The sequence below is a fragment of the Pistricoccus aurantiacus genome, from assembly GCF_007954585.1.
Lineage (GTDB): Bacteria > Pseudomonadota > Gammaproteobacteria > Pseudomonadales > Halomonadaceae > Pistricoccus > Pistricoccus aurantiacus.
In genome coordinates this window covers 3,696,102-3,716,386 of the sequence record NZ_CP042382.1, presented here as the reverse complement: position 1 = coordinate 3,716,386, position 20,285 = coordinate 3,696,102, and the positions used below count along the sequence as shown (strand labels likewise).

General features: G+C 59.1%; 19 protein-coding genes. 10 read left to right on the top strand and 9 right to left on the bottom strand.

All coding sequences use genetic code 11. The features are described 5' to 3' along the window. Positions 1 to 12: 12 nt before the first annotated feature. Positions 13 to 1,497 carry a mannitol dehydrogenase family protein gene (locus tag FGL86_RS17540; protein WP_147185964.1) on the top strand — a complete coding sequence of 495 codons (1,485 nt, stop codon included), beginning with the start codon at positions 13 to 15 and terminating at the stop codon, positions 1,495 to 1,497. Further along, positions 1,497 to 2,981 (top strand): xylulokinase, encoded by a 1,485-nt coding sequence (gene xylB / locus FGL86_RS17535; protein ID WP_147186282.1) that lies wholly within the window; start codon positions 1,497 to 1,499, stop codon positions 2,979 to 2,981. The genes FGL86_RS17540 and xylB overlap by 1 nt, the downstream gene beginning before the upstream one ends. A 10-nt stretch (positions 2,982 to 2,991) precedes the next feature. Here xylB and FGL86_RS17530 read toward each other — a convergent pair whose 3' ends face one another. From FGL86_RS17530 to tnpA, 7 genes are all read right to left on the bottom strand, one after another. Then, positions 2,992 to 3,954, bottom strand: coding sequence for a carbohydrate kinase family protein (locus tag FGL86_RS17530; protein ID WP_147185963.1), 963 nt, complete (start codon positions 3,952 to 3,954; stop codon positions 2,992 to 2,994). Next, on the bottom strand, positions 3,951 to 5,597 hold the full coding sequence (pgi, locus tag FGL86_RS17525) for a glucose-6-phosphate isomerase (RefSeq protein WP_147185962.1): 1,647 nt from the start codon (positions 5,595 to 5,597) through the stop codon (positions 3,951 to 3,953). The genes FGL86_RS17530 and pgi overlap by 4 nt, the downstream gene beginning before the upstream one ends. 77 nt (positions 5,598 to 5,674) lie before the next feature. Continuing rightward, entirely contained in the window at positions 5,675 to 6,658 is a 984-nt protein-coding gene (glk, locus tag FGL86_RS17520) for a glucokinase (RefSeq protein ID WP_147185961.1), read from the bottom strand. Positions 6,659 to 6,666: 8 nt separating this feature from the next. Beyond that, complete coding sequence (edd, locus tag FGL86_RS17515; RefSeq protein WP_147185960.1) at positions 6,667 to 8,553, bottom strand: phosphogluconate dehydratase; 1,887 nt, start codon at positions 8,551 to 8,553, stop codon at positions 6,667 to 6,669. 210 nt (positions 8,554 to 8,763) lie between these two features. Beyond that, on the bottom strand, positions 8,764 to 9,666 hold the full coding sequence (locus tag FGL86_RS17510; protein ID WP_147185959.1) for a histone deacetylase family protein: 903 nt from the start codon (positions 9,664 to 9,666) through the stop codon (positions 8,764 to 8,766). 132 nt (positions 9,667 to 9,798) lie between these two features. Beyond that, the gene (locus FGL86_RS17505; RefSeq protein WP_147185958.1) at positions 9,799 to 10,332 is read right to left on the bottom strand and encodes a macro domain-containing protein; all 534 of its coding nucleotides are present in this window, start codon (positions 10,330 to 10,332) and stop codon (positions 9,799 to 9,801) included. Positions 10,333 to 10,730: 398 nt separating this feature from the next. Continuing rightward, positions 10,731 to 11,147 (bottom strand): IS200/IS605 family transposase, encoded by a 417-nt coding sequence (tnpA, locus tag FGL86_RS17500; RefSeq protein ID WP_147184266.1) that lies wholly within the window; start codon positions 11,145 to 11,147, stop codon positions 10,731 to 10,733. 21 nt (positions 11,148 to 11,168) lie between these two features. Here tnpA and FGL86_RS18230 point away from each other — a divergent pair, with 21 nt between their 5' ends. Together FGL86_RS18230 and FGL86_RS17485 are read left to right on the top strand one after the other, a co-directional pair. Continuing rightward, complete coding sequence (locus FGL86_RS18230) at positions 11,169 to 12,230, top strand: RNA-guided endonuclease InsQ/TnpB family protein (protein WP_147185957.1); 1,062 nt, start codon at positions 11,169 to 11,171, stop codon at positions 12,228 to 12,230. A 310-nt stretch (positions 12,231 to 12,540) separates the two neighbouring features. Further along, positions 12,541 to 12,873 (top strand): helix-turn-helix domain-containing protein, encoded by a 333-nt coding sequence (locus FGL86_RS17485; protein ID WP_147185956.1) that lies wholly within the window; start codon positions 12,541 to 12,543, stop codon positions 12,871 to 12,873. Positions 12,874 to 12,908: 35 nt separating this feature from the next. Here the strand turns inward: FGL86_RS17485 and FGL86_RS17480 are convergent, their stop codons facing one another. Beyond that, positions 12,909 to 13,181 (bottom strand): BrnA antitoxin family protein, encoded by a 273-nt coding sequence (locus tag FGL86_RS17480; protein WP_147185955.1) that lies wholly within the window; start codon positions 13,179 to 13,181, stop codon positions 12,909 to 12,911. Between the two features lie 290 nt (positions 13,182 to 13,471). Here FGL86_RS17480 and FGL86_RS17470 point away from each other — a divergent pair, with 290 nt between their 5' ends. Further along, positions 13,472 to 13,738 (top strand): BrnA antitoxin family protein, encoded by a 267-nt coding sequence (locus FGL86_RS17470; RefSeq protein WP_147185954.1) that lies wholly within the window; start codon positions 13,472 to 13,474, stop codon positions 13,736 to 13,738. 359 nt (positions 13,739 to 14,097) lie between these two features. Here FGL86_RS17470 and FGL86_RS17465 read toward each other — a convergent pair whose 3' ends face one another. Further along, entirely contained in the window at positions 14,098 to 15,063 is a 966-nt protein-coding gene (locus FGL86_RS17465) for an integron integrase (RefSeq protein ID WP_147185953.1), read from the bottom strand. Between the two features lie 426 nt (positions 15,064 to 15,489). Here FGL86_RS17465 and FGL86_RS17460 point away from each other — a divergent pair, with 426 nt between their 5' ends. The 5 genes from FGL86_RS17460 to FGL86_RS17440 all read left to right on the top strand — a co-directional run bounded on the left by FGL86_RS17460 (position 15,490) and on the right by FGL86_RS17440 (position 20,203). Beyond that, a complete protein-coding gene (locus FGL86_RS17460; protein WP_147182695.1) occupies positions 15,490 to 16,809 on the top strand; it encodes an IS1380 family transposase in 1,320 nt (439 codons plus the stop codon). Between the two features lie 178 nt (positions 16,810 to 16,987). Beyond that, positions 16,988 to 17,692, top strand: coding sequence for a hypothetical protein (locus FGL86_RS17455; protein ID WP_147185952.1), 705 nt, complete (start codon positions 16,988 to 16,990; stop codon positions 17,690 to 17,692). Between the two features lie 126 nt (positions 17,693 to 17,818). Next, complete coding sequence (locus FGL86_RS17450; RefSeq protein WP_147185951.1) at positions 17,819 to 19,402, top strand: transposase; 1,584 nt, start codon at positions 17,819 to 17,821, stop codon at positions 19,400 to 19,402. A gap of 253 nt (positions 19,403 to 19,655) precedes the next feature. Continuing rightward, positions 19,656 to 19,913, top strand: a complete 258-nt coding sequence (locus tag FGL86_RS17445) for a type II toxin-antitoxin system Phd/YefM family antitoxin (RefSeq protein ID WP_147185950.1) — start codon at positions 19,656 to 19,658, stop codon at positions 19,911 to 19,913. After that, positions 19,901 to 20,203 (top strand): type II toxin-antitoxin system RelE/ParE family toxin, encoded by a 303-nt coding sequence (locus FGL86_RS17440; protein ID WP_147185949.1) that lies wholly within the window; start codon positions 19,901 to 19,903, stop codon positions 20,201 to 20,203. Before FGL86_RS17445 ends, FGL86_RS17440 begins: the two co-directional genes overlap by 13 nt. Positions 20,204 to 20,285: the final 82 nt, after the last annotated feature.

Here is a 20,285-nt window from a genome sequence, read left to right as displayed (position 1 = left end):
AGGAGTTTCCCCATGACGTCTCTCAACGATGCCAATCTGTCTAGGCTGGACGCCAGCGTGAGCGTCCCGGCCTACGATCGCCGTCAAGTCACTCCGGGCATCGTTCATATCGGGGTCGGGGGCTTTCACCGCGCCCATCAGGCCCTGTATCTGGATGAACTGATGAACCACGGCCAAGCGCTGGACTGGGGCATCGTTGGTGTCGGGGTAATGCCCGGCGATCGGCGCATGCAGGAAATACTCGCCGCTCAGGATCATCTCTATACCCTGGTGGTGAAGCATCCCGACGGTCATTACGACGCCCGGATCATTGGCTGCCTGATCGATTATCTTTTTGCTCCGGACGACACGGAAGCGGTCATCGAGGCCATGGCCGATCCGGCCATCCGCATCGTCTCGTTGACGGTCACCGAGGGCGGCTACAACTTCCATCCGGTGAGCGGCGAGTTCGACCTCGGCAATCCCGACGTGCAGCACGACCTGGCCCATCTCCACGCGCCGAAGACGAGCTTCGGTCTGGTCGTCGAGGCTCTGGCACGACGCCGCGAGCGGGGCATCGTGCCCTTCACCGTGATGTCCTGCGACAACATCCAGGGCAATGGCCATGTCGCTCGCAAGATGTTCACCGCTTTCGCTCGACGCCGTGACAGCGAACTGGGAGCCTGGGTCGAGACGGAGGTGCCGTTTCCCAATTCCATGGTCGACCGGATCACTCCGATGACGACACCGGCGGATATCAAGGAAGTCGCCCAGCGTTTCGATCTCGAGGACGCCTGGCCGGTGGTCTGCGAACCCTTCACCCAGTGGGTGCTGGAAGACCGTTTCGTCGACGGTCGGCCCGCCTTCGAGGCGGTCGGCGTGCAGGTGGTCGAGGATGTCGAGCCCTACGAGCTGATGAAGCTGCGGCTGCTCAACGCCAGTCACCAGGCGCTGTGTTATTTCGGCTACCTGGCCGGCTATCGCTATGCCCATGAGGTGTGCCGGGACCCGCTGTTCGTCGACTTCCTGCTCGGCTACATGACCCATGAAGCCACCCCGACCCTGGCCCCGGTACCGGAGGTGGACCTGGACGCCTATCGTCACACCCTGATCGAGCGTTTCGCCAACTCGCAGATCAAGGACACCCTGGCCCGGCTATGCGCCGAGAGCTCGGATCGCATTCCCAAATGGCTGGTGCCGGTGATCCGCGAGCAGTTGGCCCAGGACGGCGAGATAGCCCGCTCCGCCGCGGTGGTAGCAAGCTGGGCACGCTATGCCGAAGGCGTCGACGAGCAGGGCGGGCCCATCGAGGTGGTGGATCGCCTCAAGCATCAGCTGATGGCGATCGCGGCGCAAAATCGTCGGCAGCCCACCGCCTTTATCGATAACCGCGAGCTGTTCGGTGATCTGGGTGACAATCCACGTTTTCGCGACGCCTACCTCGACGCCTTGGAGCGCCTGCATCGCGACGGCGCACGCGCTACGCTGGAGGCGCTGTTCGAACGAAGGAGCTCATGATGTACATCGGCGTGGACTGCGGCACCCAGAGCACCAAGGTCGTGGTGGTCGATGTCGAAAGCGAGCAAATCCTCGGAGAGGCCAGCCGCCCCCATGCGCTGATCGAGGGCGACAACGGTCGCCGGGAACAGTCTCCCGCGGATTGGCTTGCCGCCTTTCGCGGCGCCTTCTTTGATGCCGTGGCCAATGCCGGCATCGATGCCCGGCGGGTTCGCGCCATCGGTATCTCCGGGCAGCAGCACGGCATGGTGGCCATCGACGCCCGGGGCGAGCCGGTGCATCCGGCCAAGCTATGGTGCGATATCGAAACGGCAGCCCACAACACCGCCTTGATCCAGCGTCTCGGTGGCGAGGCGGGCTGTCTCGACAAGCTGGGTCTGGTACTGCAGACCGGCTATACCGCCTCGAAGATCGCCTGGCTGCGCGAAACCCATCCGCAGGCCTACGGGCGCATCGACAGCCTGCTGTTGCCCCACGACTATCTGAACTTCTGGCTGACCGGCGAGCGGGTCGCCGAGGCCGGCGACGCTTCCGGCACCGGCTACTTTGATACTAGAAGCCGTCGCTGGCGTCATGACGTCTTCGCCGAGATTGCGCCGGAGCTGGACCCGGAGCGGGTATTGCCGCAGCTGATCGAATCCCGCGAACCCGCCGGGACGGTACGTACCGATCTGGCCCGGGAGCTGGGACTGACGGACGGCGTGGTGGTTTCCAGCGGCGGCGGCGACAACATGATGGGCGCCATCGGTACCGGCAATATCGCCCCGGGCCTGGTGACCCTGAGCCTGGGCACCTCCGGCACGGTCTGCGCCTATTCCCCCGCGCCGGTGATTGCCGACAGCGCCATGGTGGCCAACTTCTGTGCCAGCCAAGGCGGCTGGCTGCCGCTGGTCTGCACCATGAACGTGACTTCCGCCACCACCCGGATACGCGAGCTGTTCGGGCTCGATCTGAAGACCTTCGGCGAACGGGTCGCCGCGACCCCCATTGGCGCCGAAGGGGTGGACGTGCTGCCGTTCTTCAACGGCGAGCGGGTGCCGGCGCTGCCTCAGGCCTCGGGCAGTTTCCTCGGGCTGACCGGTCGCAATACCACCCAGGCCAACCTGTGCCGGGCGGTGATCGAGAGCGCCACCTTCGGCCTGCGCTATGGGTTGGAGCTACTTGGAGGACTGGCCGAAGGCGCCAGTCAGATCCGTCTGATCGGCGGCGGAGCGAAAAGCCCGCTGTGGCGCCAGATGGTCGCCGATATCACCGCGACCCCGGTGATCTGTCCGCAGGTCACCGACGCCGCCGCGCTGGGAGCCGCCCTTCAGGCGGCCTGGTGCCATCGTCATTCGGCGTCTCTCGAGTCACTCTGCGAGCGTCTGGTGCATCTCGACGAAGACTCCCTGGCGGAGCCGAATCCTGACAGCGTCGAGGCCTACGACGTCGTCTACGCGCGTTACCGCCAAGCTCTGGCCGAGCATCACGGCATTCCGGCATGAGGCGAAAGCCCTAGCCCTTTAGCGCCTCGAGATCCGTTCTTGTCGGCAGGGCGGCATAAGCCCCGGGGCGGGTCACCGCGTGGGCACCGCAGTGACAGGCAATCTCCAGCGCCCGCTGCAGGCGCGGCTCATCGCGATACCATTCATCCTCGATACCGTCCTCGGCGAGCATCGCCAGCAAAGCACCGATGAAAGCGTCACCACCCGCGGTGGTGTCCACGGCTTTCACCCTGGGTGGCGTCACGCGAAGCACCAGATCGACGCCGCGTGCCTCCACGTTGCCCGCGCCGTCGGTGATCACGATCAGGCGTACCCCCGCTGCCAGGCGTTCCGCCAGCCAGTCGTCTTCCGGGTGATCGCCGCGCAGATACTCGAGTTCGTCTCTCGATAGTTTGATCAACTGCGCCTGATCCAGCAGTTGCGTCACCCGGGCGATTTCGGCATGCCCGTCATGCCACAGGTTATGGCGCAGGTTGGCATCGACGCTGACCAGACAGCCGGCGCGGCCGGCCATTTCCGCCAGACGCATCGTGGTCTCGGTAATCGGGACTTCGGTCAGGCTGTTGCTGCACAGGTGCAGGATGGCCGGCGAGGCAAAGATCCCGGCGGGCAGGTGCTCGACCCGATAGAGCAAATCCGCCGCCGGCGGGCGGTAGAAATCGAAGGTGCGCTCGCCGTCCACATCTCGAGAAACGAAGGCCAGAGCCGTGCGGGCTTCTCTGGTTCTCGCCACCCCGGAGGTGTCGACGCCGTGAGCGGCAAGCTCTCGCGCCAGAAAGTCGCCGAAATGATCCGCGCCGAGCATGCCCAGGAAACGACTCGGCACACCCAGACGAGCGCAGGCCACGGCGACATTGGCCGGTGCGCCGCCGGCATAAGGGGTGAACGTCTCCGGTTCCGTTTGATCATCGTTTCCCAGGCGACTGGAGAGCATATCGACGATGGCTTCACCAAAGGCGATCAACGGCGTCATGAGCGCTTCTCCTTGGCTGATTTTTTCTTCGGCTCGGACGACTTCGCCCGGGTCGTGTCGAAATGCTCCCTTACCAGCTTGAGCAACCCCTGGGTCGAAGCGTCGAAATCCTGGGTATGCTCGTCGATACGCTCGCTGATCTCGCCGGCGATGCGCTTACCGAGTTGCACCCCCCACTGATCGAAGGAGTTGATGTTCCAGATCACCCCCTGCACGAATACCTTGTGCTCGTAGAGGGCGATAAGGGCGCCGAGATTGCGGGGCGTCAGCTCGTCGAGCAGCAGGGTGCTGGAGGGGCGGTTGCCCGGGCAGCTGTAGTGGGGATCGAGCCGCGTGCCATCCTGGCTGCCTTCCATGAAGGCGTTGGCTTGGGCCAGCATATTGGTGAGCAGGGCGAAATGATGATCCTCGAAGCCGGGCTCCGGCTTCAGCGAAGCGATGAAATCGATGGGCACGTAGCGGGTGCCCTGGTGCAATAGCTGAAAAAAGGCGTGCTGGCCATTGGAGCCGGTCTCGCCCCAGACGATGGGGCCGGTCTTGTAGCCTACCGGCTGACCGAAGATATCCACGGACTTGCCGTTGGACTCCATGTCGAGCTGCTGCAGAAAAGCCGGCAGCTGATTCAGCGCCTGGTCGTAAGGCACGATAGCCTGGGTTTCCGCGTTCTGAAAGTTGATGTACCAGATACCGATCAGCGCCATCAGCACCGGCATGTTGTCCTTGAAAGGGGCCTCGATGAAGTGGCGATCCATCTCGTAGGCGCCTTCCAGCAGTTCCATGAAGCCGTCGAAGCCGACGGACAAGGCGATGGGCAGCCCGATGGAGGACCACATGGAATAGCGCCCGCCGACCCAGGCCCAGAATTCGAAGACGTTTTCCTCGCGGATGCCGAACGCCATGGCCGCCTGGCGATTGGTCGAGGCGGCGATGAAGTGGGCGCCCACGTCCGCGTCCTCGCCGGCGTTGTCGAGAAACCAGCGCCGCGCGGTCTTGGCGTTGAGCAACGTCTCCTGAGTGGAAAAGGTCTTGGTGGAAACGATGAACAGGGTAGTGGCCGGATCGAGCCGCGACAGCACCTTCTGGATATGAGTGCCGTCGACGTTTGAGACGAAGTGAAAGTGCAGTTCCGGGTGGCGGTACTTGAGCAGCGCACGGCAGGCCATGTTGGGTCCCAGGTCCGAGCCGCCGATGCCGATGTTGACCACGTCCCTGATGCGTTCGCCGCTATGACCGCGCCATTCGCCGCTGCGTACTGCTTCGGAAAAGCGCTTGATCTGTTCGCGAGTCTGGTGAATCTCCGGCATCACGTCCTTGCCGTCGACCTGAAGCGGCGCATCTCCCAGGTTGCGCAGGGCAGTATGCAGCACCGGCCGGTTTTCGGTGACGTTGATGATATCGCCGGAGAACATCTGGGCGCGACGCTGTACCAGCGCCGAATGGTCGGCCAGTTCCAACAGCTTGCCCAGCACCGCATCGGAGATCAGGTGCTTGGAGTAGTCGAGGAAGAGCCCGCCGACCCGCAGACTCATCTTGTCGAAACGCTGCGGATCTCGGGTGAAGTAATCGCGAATACGGTCTTGGGCGGTTTCATCGCGCAGCCGTTCGAGCGCCTGCCAGGTTACGCTGCGAGTCAGTTGAAACATGATGCTCTCCGGTTGTTGTCGTTATCGATGACTATTGTCGGTTGTCGAGTCACTGGTACCTTGGCAGCACAATGGCATTATTTGACTTCCTCGTTGTGCAGCGCCTCGGCGGCACCCAGCAGGCCGGTCCAGGGCGCGGTGACCACGTGCACGGGGATCTCGGCGGTGTAGCGACTCATGCGGCCCTTATTGGCAAAGGCTTCCAGAAAGCGGCTGTCCGGCAGCCAGCCCAATAGCCTGGGCACGATGCCGCCGCACAGATAAACGCCGCCCCGCGCGCCCAAAGTAAGAGCGGCGTCGCCGCTGACGTCGCCGAGAATCTTCAGAAAGCGCAGGACGGTATCCCGCGCCAGGGTATCGCCGCTTGAGGCAGCCTGAGTCACCGCGGCGGGAGAATCGCAGTTCGGGGTCGCGCCGGAGAGGGCGCAGTGGGCGAGATACAGATTGAGTATGCCCTGGCCGCACAGCAGCCGCTCCACGGAGATACGCCCGTAGCGGTGGCGGAAATGATCGAGCAGCGCCTGTTCCGTCTCGTCCGTGGGGGCGAAGCTGACATGGCCCCCTTCCGTGGGCAGCGGAATCCAGCCGTACCTGCCGGGAAATATCCCGGCCACCCCCAGCCCGGTTCCTGGGCCGATCACCAGTCGAACCGTATGGGGAGACGCCTTTCCCGTCTGCAGCGTGACCAACTCGTGCTCCGCCACGTGAGGCACGCCGAGGGCCTGGGCCACGAAGTCGTTGATCACCTTGAACAGGGTCAGATCCAGCGCGTCGAGAACCTCCTGGCGAGTAAAGTTCCAGGGGTTGTTGGTCATGATGATGCGTTCGTTGTGAACCGGACAGGCAAACGCCAGACAGACTTCCTTGGGAGCCCTATCCCCTTCGATATCGACGCCTTCGAGACCTAGCCGAGTCAGATAGGCCCGGATGGCCTCCACCGGCCCGGGGTAATCCGCGCAGGCCAGATTGTGGATGGCATAGGGCGCAGCGGCACCAGGAGTCGTCAGCGCGAAGCGCGCGTTGGTGCCGCCGATATCGCCGATCAGCGCGGGTCGTGTCATGGGCGGCCTCAAGCGTCCAGTTCGCGAATCCAGGTTTCTTCCAGGCTCAGATCGTCCGCCTCGAAACCGCCGAAGACACCGGCGCCCTGTTCCGCCCCTGCGGCCAGATGACGAAAGCCGGCAAACAGCTCGCGGCCCAGGCCGTAGTGATGGCTCTCCATGTCGACGCGGCAGGACTCCCGGGCCTGCCATTCGCCGGCGTCCATCAGCACATCAAGCTTGCCGGCCTCCGCGTCCAGGCGAATCACGTCGCCGTCCCGCAGCCGCGCTAGGGGGCCGCCTGACAAGGCTTCCGGGGTCATGTGGATAGCCGCCGGCACCTTGCCGGAAGCGCCGGACATGCGCCCGTCGGTGACCAGCGCCACCTTGAAGCCGCGATCCTGCAGTACGCCCAGGTAAGGCGTGAGCTTGTGCAGTTCCGGCATGCCGTTGGCCTTGGGGCCCTGGAAACGCACCAGGACGACGACATCGCGATCCAGTTCTCCTGCTTCGAACGCGGCCTTGAGCTGATCCTGATCATTGAAGATGCGCACCGGCGCCTCGACCCGGCGGTGCTTGGGTTCCACCGCGGAGATCTTGATCACCCCGCGGCCCAGGTTGCCGTCCAGCACGCTGAGCCCGCCGGTGGGGGCGAAGGGCGACGCCACCGGGCGTAGCACATCGTCATCGTGGCTTTTCAAGGGGCCTTCGCGCCATACTAGCTTGTCGTCCTCGAGGAAAGGCTCCTGGGTATAGGCAGAGAGATCGGTGCCGAACACCGTGGGGATATCGCCATGAATCAGGCCCGTCCCCAGCAGCTCGCGAATCAGCAGACTCATGCCCCCGGCGGCGTGAAAATGGTTCACGTCCGCCTGGCCGTTGGGATAGATACGGGTCAGGCTCGGCACCACGCCGGATAGTTCGCTGAAATCGTCCCAGGTGATGGTCAATCCGCAGGCGGCGGCCATGGCCACCAGGTGCAGGGTATGGTTGGTGGAGCCGCCGGAGGCGAGCAGCCCGACCATGGCGTTGACGATGGCTTTCGCGTCGATCTGTCGATAGAAGGGCCGATAGGTGCCGCCGGGCTCGGTGTTGCGTACCGCCTGCTCCGCGGCGAAGCGAGTCAGGGCATCGCGCAGAGGCGTGTTGGGATTGACGAAGGAGGCCCCGGGCAGGTGCAGACCCATGATCTCCATCATCATCTGGTTGGAGTTGGCGGTGCCGTAGAAGGTGCAGGTGCCGGGGCTATGATAGGACTGGGATTCCGCCTCGAGCAGTTCGTCGCGACCGACCTTGCCTTCCGCGTAGAGCTGGCGTATTCGAGCCTTTTCCTTGTTGGGCAGGCCGCTGGGCATGGGGCCGGCGGGCACGAAGAGCGCCGGCAGGTGGCCAAAGCGCGCCGCGCCGATGAACAGCCCCGGCACGATCTTGTCGCAGACCCCGAGATAGAGCGCCGCATCGAACATGTTGTGGGACAGCGCCACCGCGGTGGACAGAGCGATGACCTCCCGGGAAAACAGCGACAGCTCCATGCCCGGCTGGCCCTGGGTCACGCCGTCGCACATGGCCGGCACGCCGCCGGCGAACTGGGCAGTGGAGCCCATGCCCCGAGCGGCGTCCTTGATGATTTCCGGGAAGGGGCCCAGCGGCTGATGAGCGGATAGCATGTCGTTATAGGACGAGACGATGCCCAGATTGGCGCTGTTGGTCAGCTTGAGCCGTTCCTTGTCCACTTCTCCGCAGGCGGCGAAGCCGTGAGCCATGTTGCCGCAGGAAAGCTCACCGCGATGCACGCCGCGCCGATGCTGTGCCTCCATGCGCTGTTCATAAAGAGCGCGACGCTCATGAGAACGTTCGTTGATGCGTTCGGTAACGCGCCGGACGGTATCCTGTAGCGGGGTGGTAGACGTGACCATGGCATCCTCGGCTGTCGGTGCGGATTGGGATTTGTGGTAAGTTTAGCAAAAAAAATCCATACAACGGAATTTTTTATCTCTCAAAGGCGATTATTTTGTAAACTTTATAAAAGTTAATTCGTCTGTCGGATTTCACACTACCCTGATAGTGTAGAAGATAGGCCTTGATGGCGTGCACCAAGCTTGCCAGCGGTTGCTTTCTGATAAAGCTCAAACAAATTCACTGGCCACCCGATGCAGTTGAGCATGGCGGTGGGCCAGGGCGTTCAGGTCGCGGTCATAACCGCCGCCGATCACCGCGGCCACGGGAATGCCGGCGTCGCGACATTCCTCCAGCACAAAGCGATCCCGACAAGCCAGGCCGTCATCGCTCAGGGCCAGATGACCCAGGCGGTCATCCTTGTGCACGTCAACGCCGGCATCGTAGAGCACCAGCTGCGGGGCGAATTCCATCAATAGCCAAGGCAGGTAGCGGGCGAGGGTGGCCAGGTAGGCGTCGTCGTCGGTATTGCGGGGCAGAGGAATATCCAGATCGCTGTGCTGCTTGCGGGCGGGAAAGTTCTCCGCGCCGTGCAGGGAAAGGGTGAACACTTCCGGCGTATCCTGAAAGAGGCGTGCGGTGCCGTCCCCTTGGTGGACGTCCAGATCGACGATCAGAATCCGCTTGGCCCAGCCCTTGGCCAGCGCCTTGGCCGCCGCCACCGCCAGGTCGTTGAGCAGGCAATAGCCGCTGGCGAAATTCGCGTGGGCATGATGAGTGCCGCCGGCGGTATTGCAGGCCAGGCCGGTTTCCAGGGCGACCTCCATGGCCAGCAGGGTGCCGCCCACCTCGAGCCGAGTACGCTCGACCAGTGCTTCCGACCAGCGAAAGCCGCTGCGCCGCTGGGCGGCTTGATCCAGCCCGCCGTGCAGGAAGGCGTCGAGATAGCCACGCTCGTGCACCCGGGCAAGATCCGTCTCGCTGACCGGCTGCGGAGATAGCCATTGGGCACTTCGACCGACGGGTTCTTCACCCAGCACCCGACGCAGTTCGCGAAACTTGGCCATGGGAAAAGGATGCCGGGTAGGCAGCTCGATGGTATAGCCGGGATGGTGGATCAGCGGTAGCGGCATAAACGGTTCGTCACGGTATAAAAAAGGCTTCGCGCTATAGGCGAAGCCCGATAGTACGCGAAGCCCGATAATAGCGCATGACGCTGTCTGGAGAGGGTAATGGCTCGATGATGAATAGCGAGCGTCAGGTTTTTAGCGAGTCTCGTGACGTAGCTGATCGAGTATCTCCTGATGCAGCTTCGCCGCCTTCTCGTCGAACAGCACGAAGCGGATCTTCTTCAGATAACGGCATTTCCTGCTGACATCGATCACCGTCTTCATGGCGACCCGCGCCGCTTCCTCCATCGGGTAGCCGAAGGCGCCTGTGGAAAGAGAAGGAAACGCCAGGGACTCGATACCCTGATTTTCGGCGATCTCGATGGCGTTGTGGTAGCAGTTCGCCAGCAGCTTGTCGGACGGCTCGTCCTGGCCGTAGACCGGCCCCAGACAATGGATCACATATTGATTGGGCAGGTCGTGAGCACCGCTGATCACCGCCTGGCCTGGCTTGATCGGCGCCAGGGGACGGCACTCCTCCGCAAGCTTTGGCCCGGCGGCGCGATGCAGGGCGCCGGCCACGCCGCCACCGGTTCGCAACTCCGCGTTGGCGGCGTTGACCACCGCGACCATGTCCGGCTGATTGGCGATATCGCCTTGAATGCATTCGATGGTGACGTCCGTTGCCATGTCTTCTCCTCCTGAAAAATGACTCGAACCCAAAGCCTAGATCATGGCAGCGAGCCTTGCCTAGTGAGCCTCACTTACCTTGGTGTGAATGGCCAAAGCTGAACAAGCTTGTCGCCACAAGGCCTCGCGCGATCCTTCCCCGAGGCCGATTTTCGTAGCAGCGTCTCGTAGAAGGACTCAGCGATTCGCTCTTGGGTACTGCATACCAGTCGTCGTTCTTGGTCTCTACTCGATCCGTATTCACCAGATAACTGTTCAGCATTTATCCCTTCCACCCACCACCTTGCAGAAGTCCGTCATTGACGTATATTGGTCGTCATGTTTACCATTATTGAACATCGCGAAAAACCTCGTACTTCTAGTGCGAGGATGGATAGCGAGGAGCGCGAGAGCGCTCCCTAGTCCGGCCTCGATTGCTGCTCAATGTATTGTTTGACCATGCTCAAGGGTGCGCCTCCGACACTTCCCCCAAAGTAGCTTGGGCTCCACAGCGAGTTCTTCCGGTAGGCGAGCTGCACCAGTTCAGGGTGTAGCAACTTCATCCGTCGGCTGGATACTCCCTTCAAGCTATTCACCAGCTTGGATACCGCCACCTTGGGCGGAAAGTTGACGAGCAGATGGACGTGGTCGGTTTCACCGTTGAACTCCTTTAGCTCTGCCTCGAAGTCTCGACACACTCGGTCGAAAAGCAATTCGAGGGATTTGAGATGCGCGCCGGTGAACACCTTGCCCCGATACTTGGTGACAAAGACCAAGTGGGCATGGAGTTTAAAAACGCAGTGTCTGCCTGTTCTGATAGATTGTTTCGTGTTCATGGACCAAGTATATTCGAAGGCATGAAACAGACCAAGACCCTCAAGGTTCGAGTGAAGGACAAGCACGCCGCCGAGCTTAACCGCATGGCTCGCGGCGTGAATTTTGTCTGGAACTACCTCAACGAACTGTCTTCCCGAGCCATGCGGGAGAAAGGGCTGTTTCTGTCTGCCTACGACATGCACCCCTATACCCAGGGGGCCGGCAAGGCCCTCGGCCTGCACAGCCAGACCTTGCAGTGTGTTGCCGCCGAATACGTCACCCGTCGCAAGCAGTTCAAGAAGACTCGCCTACAGTGGCGCAAGTCCCGGGGCGTGCGACGCTCGCTGGGCTGGATTCCGGTCAATACCGGCGCGGCCAAGTGGAAGAACGGGCAGGTATTCCACAACGGCAGCCATTTCACGGTTTGGGATAGCTACGGCCTGTCGAAATACAAGTTCCGTGCTGGCAGTTTCAGCGAAGACAGCCGAGGCCGCTGGTACTTCAACGTGGCTGTCGAGGTCGATGTACAGCCATCCGCGGGACAGGGCGCCGTTGGCATCGACCTGGGCCTGAAGGACGTGGCCACTTGCAGCGACGGCGGAAAGCTGGAAAACAGCCGCTTCTACCGTCGCATGGAAGACAAGTTGGCGACAGCCCAACGTGCTGGTAACAAGCGTCGGGTCAAGGCGATCCACGCCAAGATCAAGAACCGGCGCAAGGACGCGCAGCACAAGTTTTCCCGGAAGCTCGTCAGCCAGTACGGCGAAATCGTCGTGGGCGATGTTTCCTCAACCAAACTTGCGAAGACCAAGATGGCCAAAAGCGTCTACGACGCCGGCTGGTCGCAATTGAAAACGATGCTGGCATATAAATGCGCTCACGCAGGCATCGTCTTCAAGGTCATTCGCGAAACCAACACCACCCGCGCCTGTTCGTCGTGCGGCTCGCTTAGTGGGCCGCAGGGCGTCAACGGGTTGCGAGTAAGAGACTGGGAGTGCGGGGAGTGTGGTGTACTCCACGACCGGGACGTGAATGCGGCCCGGAATATTCTCAGTCTCGGGGCAGGACGTTGCCCTCAAGAAATTGGAATCCCCGTCCTTTAAGGCGGGGAGGACGTCAATGAAACCCCTACATTCGAAGCAGATGCCCGAAAAATCTGGACTGAGGAAGAACGGAGTGCGTTCTTCACCTGGTTGGCAGCTAATCCGGAAATTGGTGACCCCATTCCAGGCAGCGGTGGATGTAGAAAGGTTCGATGGTCGGTAGCGGGTTCAGGGAAGCGTGGTGGAGTGCGAGTCATCTACTTCACTAGATTGGCAAATGGTGAGATCTGGTTGTTGGTGATCTACAAGAAGGCCATCAAGGAGAACATACCTGCGCATATCCTGAAGTCGATTCGAGAGGTATTGGAAAATGAGTAACGAGACAATGAATGTTGAGGAGCTTGGCAACAAACTGCTCCAATCCGTCAAAGAAATGAAAGCGGGTAAAGCCGCGCGAGTCAGTCGGGTAGAACCTAACGAGGTGGCGCGAGCACGGGGTAAAACGGGTCTGACTCAGATAGAGTTTGCTGAGGTGCTACATATCTCTGCGCGTACTTTGCAGGAATGGGAGCAAGGTCGACGCGAACCCTCTGGTCCGGCAAAAGCTCTCATCGAGATTGCTTTCCGCCATCCCGAGATCATTCGGGAAGGCCTTGAGCTCAGGGGGTTAACAAGCGGCTGTTGTCGGACGCGCCAACGCTGAGCTCCGGCACGCCGCAAACCCGGGCAGTTAGCACCTCAAGCCCGGCGGCTGTCATTCACCTCATCCGCAAGCCAAGCCTTAATCAGTGATTGATAGGGCATATCTCGCTTATTGGCCTCGATTTTGATCCGATCAAGCAGTGTTTCGGGCAGGCGGAGTGAAATAGTTTTGGTTGAAGGCTTCAGTTTAGGAAAAGAAGCAGGTTTTGCCTGATTCCAGTCCAAGTAATCCGAGGAGTCGTGGGTCTCCCAGAATTCTCGTTCTTCTGCTTCAGTTTTAAACTCAGGCATCTTTTTCAACTTGCTCATAAACAGCCTCTTTTCGGTGCATGTCGCGAGCGGAAATCACTCGAACCAGAGTACCGTTCTGCCTCAAGGTGAGCGTGATGTGTAGTGGTCAAGTATTTTAGGCCACGGCATTGATCGATCCAATGGCATTGGCCCAGGAAGACAAGGATGCGAAGGGTGAGGCGCGATGAATGTTGATGGGCATGAGCGCTCAAGCCCGTCACCTAATCGTCGTTTATACTTGCGCGGCGCTGACGAGCGCATCCGACTTATTTCCGCTCGAAAGGCCACTAACAAAGAGGCCAATAATTATGCGTGACGAATACGATTTTTCAAACGCCAAGCGGGCCAAGGATGTTCCGCATCTAGCCAAGCTGCAAGAGGAAGCTAAAGGCAAGAGCCGGATCATGATCATGCTGGATAACGATGTGCTTATGGCGTTTCGCGCCAAGGCCGAAGCGGAAGGTATCGGCTATCAGACATTGATCAACCGGGCGCTTCGCGAAGTTTTGAATACGCGGCCTGTGGATGAGGCAACGCTTCGCAAGGTGCTTCGTGAGGAGCTGGAAGCCCATTAATCTAATGTTTTGCACCAATACGTGTCCGGCGGACTCAAAGCCGAGGAATTACCAGGAAATCTTACACTAAGATCAGAGCGATAGGATAGAAAAAAACCTGCATGGAGCGGTCGCCGATCGGGGACGGCATTTTCGTGGAGCTCCCCCAGACCTTAAGGGTATTTTTATGTTGCATGGAGAAATAACCCTGTCTAGGTTGAAAATGTTAAGGCCGCTGCATCATCGCGCGGTAAGGGCATCTTCATGGAATAGAGTGGCTTGGCCACCTGGAACGATGGAAATCACTATCGTGCACGGGCGGATAGGGGCGGCAGCGTGACGGGAACGTCGTCATTCATTCTTTTCTCCTGCCTTTTCTTTTATCCCAGCGGACTGCGCACTCCGGCAAAGCCCTTGCCCAGCACGTGTGTATAGATCTGGGTGGTTTCCACGCTCTTGTGTCCAAGTAACTCCTGTACCGTGCGGATATCCGTGCCCTGGTTCAGCAACTGAGTGGCGAAGCTGTGCCGCAGGGTATGGCAGGAGCCGGGACGGGTGAGTGAAGCGGCCCGCATGGCGTGCCTAACGGCTCTCTGCACTGCCGATGGATGGATATGATGCAGCACCACCTTGCCGGTATCATCGAAACAGGGGCGGCTGGCGGGGAAGAGCCATTGCCAGGCGAGGGAAACTCCTGCATTGGGGTACTTGCGTTCGAGGGCGTGGGGCAGCGTCACGGGCACGCCGCCATGTTGCAGGCGATCATCAAGCCGATGGTTGGTCACGGTGATGCTCTGTTGCAAGGCGGGAATGCTGATCGCTGGGAGCAGTGTGGTTCTATCCTTGTCGCCTTTGCCAGCTCTCACCGTTACAATCTGGCGTTCGAAGTCGATATCGCGAACACGTAGCCGGCAAGTCTCAATGAGCCGTAGCCCCGAGCCATACATCAAGGTGGCCATCAGGTGCATGGGGCCAGCCAGATGGCTCAGCACTCGCATGATATCCTCGTGAGAAAGCACTACCGGAAGCCGGCGAGGGCGCTTGGCGCGCGAGAACTCCCCAATATCCCCTAAAGGCTGATCAAGAATATGCCGATAGAGGAACACGATAGCGTTCAACGCCTGGTTCTGCGTGGCCGCCGCCACCCGGCGCTCCACCGCCAAATGCTCCAGGAAGGCACGTACCTCTGTGCCACCCATGACGGCAGGGTGTCGGACATCATGGAAGCGAATGAAGTAGCGAATCCAGTAGCAGTAGGTCTTCTCGGTTCTGGGGCTGTAGCGTTTCACTCGCATGGTGGCCTTCACCCGGTCCATCAGCTTCGGCGGTCTGCTGTGCGAATCCATATGGCGGCTCTCGATGCATGTATATGCATACAGTATTATTGGTCCTGGCACAACGCGCAAGCGCGCTAACCCTGCATAGGTGGCCGAATCATGATTCAGGTTCCGTAAAATCAAAGAGTTAGTTAGAAAAATTCGCGATTGATAAGATTGTTGAACGAGCACGCGCGTTCAAGTCAATCAACGAGCACGCTGTCTAATACCTGTTAGGGCTTTAGCATAGGGAGTTTGTCATGCTACACCTTTTAAAAAAATGGGATCCCGAAGATGACCCGTTAACACGGGAGCAGGTGGGTACTCTGATGTCGCTGTTAGGGGGGCTTCTCACTGAGAAAGCCTTAGCCCGGATATTGCACCAGACATGCAAAAAGCGGCTGAAAATCGGTTATAATTCAAGCTCCTATACAAGAACCAACCGACTCAGCCGCCATGACAAAATGTACCACGCCGACCGCCGCCTTTCCACGCTGCAAAGGCCGTCAGATCCTCGCCAGCTTCGATGGCGGTGACGTCACCTCCGACGGCGGCATCCTGCTGCTGCGGCAGATGGATCGTGAGGTGGGCCTGACTCGCGCCGTCGCCCGCCGGATCAGCGATGATCGTGACCCGCAGCGCTGCCTGCATCGCACCGAAACTCTGGTCCGGCAACGCGTGTTCGGCCTGGCGATGGGCTATGAAGATCTCAACGACCACCATGCCCTGCGTCATGACATCGCCCTACAGACCGCCGTCAATACTGATGGCGTGCTGGCCAGCCAGTCGACCCTGTGTCGCTTCGAACAGCAGGCCGGCCGGGATTGGGCGGTCGCCATCCACGAGGAGATGATCGAGCAGTTCATCCGTTCGTTCCGGCAGCCGCCCAAGAAGCCGCTCTACCTCGACTTCGATGCCACCGATGACCGGGTGCACGGCCAGCAGCTCGGGCGGCACTTCAACGGCTACTACGACCATTACATCTTCCTGCCGCTGTTCGTGTTCTGTGGTGATCAGCTGCTGGTCAGCTACCTGCGCCCGGCCTCGCTGGATGCCGCTCACCACGCCGGTGCCATCCTCGCTCTGCTGGTCCGGCGGCTGCGCCAGGCATGGCCCGATGTGAAGATCGTCTTCCGTGGCGACAGCGGCTTCTGCCGCCCGCTGATCCTCAATTGGTGCGACCGCCACGGCGTCGATTACATCATCGGCATCGCCGGCAACCAGCGCCTGGCCAAGCTGGCTCTAGACATCGACTACGCGTCGGCCATCCGCTTCGAGAAGACCTGGGAGAAGCAGCGTGTCTTCGGCTTCATCAAGTACGCCGCCGGCAGTTGGAACAAACGCCGACGACAGGTGATCGTCAAGTCCGAGACCACACGGCGCGGCTTCAACACCCGCTATGTGGTCACCAACCTGCGGGGTTGCAGCGCCGAATGGCTCTACGATAATCGCTACTGCGCCCGGGGCGAGATGGAGAACCGCATCAAGGAGCAGCAGTTCCTGTTCTCCGACCGCACCAGTTGTCACGAGTGGTGGCCCAACCAGTACCGGCTGCTGCTCTCGGGGCTGGCCTACCTGCTGCTGGAACGGATGCGTCGGGTTTACCTCAAACGCACCGCCTTCGCCCAAGCCCAGGTCAACACCATCCGCCTGAAGCTGCTGAAGATCGGCGCCGTCATTACCCGCAACACGCGCACTATCCGGTTGATGCTGAGCAGCCAGTATCCCGAGCAAGACCTTTTCCTGACGCTGGCCAGCAAGTTGGTGCCGGGATAGCGTCGCAGCGTGCTGTCCCCGGCACAGAAAAGACATGGGGGTTGGGGGAAGTGCGCCCTGAAGCCAGGAAATTGATCAAGAAATAGCCAATCTCAACCCCGATCGCCATCATCCCCACCGAGCCTGGAATCTGGGAGCGTCTGGCCGGCCCGGTGCAATATCCGGGTTAGAGGGCTTCTTGGTAGTTTGTTCTCGCTTTGTAGATGAATATGGAAATCATCGAACCAACGAGCTTGAAAAAATATTTCGAACAGAGAGCATTGAAGGTAAGTTTGCCCTGCTCCATAGTCTTGAATATATGCAGAACTGGGTAGGTGGAATGGATGGGTATAAACGGCAATACCCGGTAACGATTATTCCCAAAAGGCCCGCATTCCCACAATTAAAAATAGTTGGTATTGAGAGTCTTGCAAAACAAATATATCGCGTATTGGATTCGAATAGCACAGCTTATCCAAGTGACGAGCTGATAAAAGATTATATTATGAGAACTGGAAGACTTCCTGCTGTGCCAAAACAGAGGCGCCCAGTACGCCGTACAAAGCCTCGATACCATTGGTGTTCGTACGAGAAGTGGGAAGACCCAGAAAGTACACGTGATGCTCTACAAATTTTGCCAAAATGGAGCGATTGTAGACTGAGGGCTACCGTACTTACCTCGAATATTAGTAGGTCAGCCTACGTTGCCTTCAATGGTGACAAGAATGATCCAAGTGACGCTAGCCTCCGCTTCTACAAGTATTACTATGAGCCTCTTGCACAGGATCACCCGCCATTGGGTGGTGGTGGACCACAGATAGCTCTTGAAGGTGAGCCTCGCGTGGAGGTCTTGGAGCAATGGGACGAGCTGGACTGTAAATGGCAGATGATTTGGGCTGCCTAAATCGTGAAATGCCCTAACAAAGCATTGCAGCGGACAAGCCGCTGAATGAGGCGTTGAGGCTGTAGAAAAACTCAAATTTCCGGCGCTGGTTTGGTAAAATCGGGCACAAAGACGAGGAGTAGTCGGATGACGAAAGCCAAACCCCGTTTCAGGCCCTACAACTACGACCAGGACGCGATGGTCGTGATCAATTATCAGGAACAGCTCCAGCCCGGTACCTTTGAACACGCCGTTCATTACCTCATAGAGCACAAGCTGGATCTGTCGATGTTCCACCCCAAGTACCGCAACGACGACACCGGCCGCCTGGCCTACGATCCGGCCATCTTGCTGAAGATCATTCTGTTCGCCTACTCCAAAGGCATCACCTCCAGTCGCGAGATCCAGTGGTGTTGCGAGACCAATATCATTTTCAAGGCGCTGTCCTGCGATACCGTGCCGCACTTCACCACCTTGGCCAAGTTTGTCAGTCAGCACGCCGATGAGATTGAAGAACTGTTCGAACAGATACTGTTGGTGTGTCATGAACAGGGTCTTCTGGGTAACGCGCTGTTTGCTATCGACGGCTGTAAAATGTCGTCAGACGCGGCGAAGGAATGGTCGGGCACCTTTAAAGAGCTGAGTGAAAAGCGCGACAAACTGAAACGGCTGATTCGTCATCATCTGACCGAACACTACGCCCGGGATGAGGCCGAAACCGAAGCGGAACTGGATCGGGATATTCGCCGCGCCAAAACCATTCTGTCGCTGGATGAAGCGATGACCAAGGTAGACCGCTTCCTAAAGACGAGCAGCCCAAGGATGGGCCAAGGGAAACGACGCAAGGAAGTGAAAAGCAACATCACCGATAACGAAAGCGGCAAGATGACCACCAGCAAGGGCACGATCCAGGGCTATAACGGTGTAGCCACGGTGGACAAGAAACACCAGATCATCATCGATGCCCAAGCCTTCGGCGAAGGCCAGGAACACCACACGTTAAAGCCGGTACTGGAGACGGTTCAGCAGCGCTATAAAAAGCTGGGCATCGCCGACAACATCTACCAAACCGGCGCGGTTGTCACGGCCGACACCGGCTTCGCCAACGAAACCAACATGCAGTACCTGTACGAACACCAGATTAACGGCTACATCCCGGACAACCGCTTCCGCAGTCGTGATCCCAAGTTCGCCGGCCAGAAAGGCAAGTACGGAAAACGCCACCAGAACCCACCGAAAACCGGCTGGAAACAGGTGATTCCGGCGAGCGAGTTCCAGTTCGACCCCGTCGCGATGACCTGTGTTTGCCCTGCTGGAGAATCCTTGCATTACGAAGGCACCCGGAACGACCAAAATGGCGTACCAAGAGCCCACTTCCAAGGGCGATTGTTGCAGTGTCGCCATTGCCCCAAGAAGCACCAGTGTATGCAAAACCCCAGTTCGGCGGATCACCGCAAAGGTAAAGGACGACAGGTCTCTTATACCCTGGAAATTAGGCGAGGCCCGACCTATACCGACTGGATGAAGCATCGGGTGGACAGCCGGCAAGGCAAGGAGACCTACAGCCATCGAATGTCGGTGGTGGAACCCGTGTTCGGCAACATCGGCAGCAACAAACGCCTGAATCGCTTCAACCTGCGAGGCAAAAAGAAGGTGCAGGGCCAGTGGCAGTTGTATTGCCTGGTTCACAATATTGAGAAGCTGGCGAATTACGGGCAGTTCGCGGCATGATGCTGGGCTATGATACAGCCAGAAACGGCCCTCAGAGGGCTAAATGAGCGACATTTGGGGCTGAATATCATAAAGTCCGATGTTGTCGTGAAATTAACCAATTTGCGCGGGTTAATCGCAAGTAATGTAAAAACAACAAAGCGGCTGTAGATCAGGCTCTGAGAAGGGTTTTTTTACAGGCTCGTTAGCTGTGATTGCCTCACCCGCAAAGTAACACTATAGTATCATTATCAATGTGGATCAGGGTGACCCCATGAAAGTTGAGCTTGTTACAAACCTTAAGCGCCAAGCTACAAAAATCTTGGCAGACCTGCATCTGTCTAAAGAGCCGGTACTGATCACTGAACATGGCCAGCCATCGGCTTATCTTGTTGATGTGCAGGATTACGAGTTCATGCAGCGTCGGCTTGAGCTGCTTGAGGGGCTCTCACGGGGAGAGCGCGCTGTACTTGAGGGAAGAACGTACAGCCAAAGTGAGGCTAGGGAGAAAATGGGTAAGTGGCTGAAATAACCTGGACGGAGCTAGCCCTTCAGGAACTGGATGCTCTCGCTGAGTATATTGCGTTGGATAATCCTGAGGCGGCCAGCCATTTGGTCGAAGAAGTGTTTGATAAAGTTGAGCGTCTGGAGAATTTTCCCCAATCTGGACGGGTTCCTCCAGAACTGCCCAATTCCGTATACAGGGAAGTGGTAGTGCCTCCGTGTCGCATTTTTTATCGTGAAGATGATAAGCGGGTTCTTATCCTATATGTCATGCGAGAGGAGCGGCAGCTTCGCGCTTACATGCTGGAGAGCAGCTAACCAGACGCGGCACGCGGATGCCTTTGTCTCCGCTTCGCTGCGTCAAAGTCACCGGTGCGCTTCGCGTTATGCCGAACGGCTC